The following is a 1739-nucleotide window of genomic DNA, read 5'->3' as shown; positions in this document are numbered from 1 at the left end:
GTGTCCGCATTAGCCCTTAACACAGCCACGTTAGCGCTTTGGAAAATGCTTAGTGCCCGTGGGCCCATCCCATAAGTGATTACAGCATGGGGCTTAAATTGTAGTATACGATCTGGTGGCCGTCCAGTTCCGCCGAAATGTTCACTTTCGTTGGATACTGCCTGAACGTTTAAAATGTTGCCATCTTCACCAAGCTCGACGACAATGAAGTATGGTGCTCTCCCAAAATGCCCTGACAGCCTAGCATCAAGCCCGTTTCCATCTTCAGCTGGAATAACTATTCTCTCCTTCAACCTTTCACCTCCATCCTTTCTAGATTCCTGCAACATTCTTTCAAGCTTTTTCTGTCTTAACCTTTCAAGCTCCTCGTCGTCTACATTTCCTATGGCTCCCATCGTGCTTGCCTCCAACCCCGTCCTCTACCTCCACCCATTCCAAAATGGCCTCCAACTGTTGGAGCATTTGTTCCTCTCAGTTCCCCCCTCATGTATTTTTCAACAGCCTCTCTCACAGTTCCGTAAGCACCTGTGACAATCTTTATTCCCGCTGCCGACAAAGCCTGAAAAGCATTAGGTCCCACGTTTCCAGTTATAAGAACTTTAGCGCCCTTGCTCGCTATAATTTGAGCTGCTTGTATCCCGGCTCCACCCACAGCGCCAGAAGCCATGTTTGGAATGGCCTCGAACTGCATAGTCTCTGAATCTACTATGATAAAGTATGGGCACCTGCCAAACCTCGGATTTACAGGTGCGTCTAGGCTATTTGCCGCTGCAGATACACAAACCTTCATTTAACCACATCCTTCTACAATTTCTCCTCCATTTTTCCTTCTTTTTTATTAATATCGGCTGATGAGGACCCGGAAATGACTTGTTTTTTATGCTCCAAAAAGCGTTCAATTTTTTGAACGATCTCCATGAAAGCTTTAGATGCTGGGGAATCTGCACGTTCAACAATGAAAGGCATACCTTTGTCAGCATCCTCGCAGATCTTTTGGTCAATAGGGATGCTTCCAAGAAACGTCACATCCAACTCATCAGCTATTCTCTTTCCACCTCCAGATTGGAAAATGTCAACTTTTGCTCCGCAGTTTGGACAGACGAAACCACTCATGTTTTCCACAATACCTATAATAGGCATTCCGAGCTTCTTGGAAAACATTACAGCCTTCTTAACAACTATTTGCGAAACCTCCGAGGGAATAGTTACAATAACCACACCATCCATTTCTGGTAAAAGCTGTGCAACGCTTAGTGGCTCATCTCCAGTGCCGGGAGGCAAATCTATCAACAGCAAGTCTAATTCTCCCCAAACAATGTCAGAGAGAAATTGGCGTATCGCTGTCATCTTTAATGGTCCACGCCAAATAACAGGCGCATTCTCATCTGGTAACAGAAAATCCATGGAAATAACTTTTATCCCTAAAGAGCCTAAAGCCGGAAAAATGCCGGCAGGTCCAGCTTGAAGTCTCTGTCCAGTTAACCCTAACATTTTTGGTACACTTGGACCATGGATGTCTGCGTCTAAAATGCCAACTCTGTTTGCATGTCCATGCATTGCAAAAGCTATCGCGAGGTTCACAGTAACTGTGCTCTTACCCACACCGCCCTTACCGCTTATCACAGCAATTTTATGCTTTATCTTTCCCATTCTAGTTCTAAGCCTTTGTTCCTGTTCTTGAATTTGCTTTCTTCTCTCGTCAATCTCCACAGCCCTATCACTCATACAGCTCACTATCG

The 1739-nt window shown here is 45.2% G+C and carries 3 protein-coding genes; all 3 read right to left on the bottom strand.

What is annotated here, in order from left to right:
• Positions 1-395: NifB/NifX family molybdenum-iron cluster-binding protein (locus ACUVXA_RS20615; RefSeq protein WP_445873171.1), on the bottom strand; the 395-nt coding region annotated here is incomplete at its 3' end.
• Complete coding sequence (locus ACUVXA_RS20610; protein ID WP_445873170.1) at positions 383-790, bottom strand: NifB/NifX family molybdenum-iron cluster-binding protein; 408 nt, start codon at positions 788-790, stop codon at positions 383-385. The genes ACUVXA_RS20610 and ACUVXA_RS20615, both read right to left, overlap by 13 nt.
• Before the next feature lie 14 nt (positions 791-804).
• Positions 805-1734 (bottom strand): Mrp/NBP35 family ATP-binding protein, encoded by a 930-nt coding sequence (locus ACUVXA_RS20605; protein WP_445873172.1) that lies wholly within the window; start codon positions 1732-1734, stop codon positions 805-807.
• Between the last annotated feature and the right edge of the window lie 5 nt (positions 1735-1739).

This window comes from Candidatus Jordarchaeum sp., from assembly GCF_052745115.1.
This window is presented reverse-complemented; position numbering and strand designations above follow the sequence as displayed.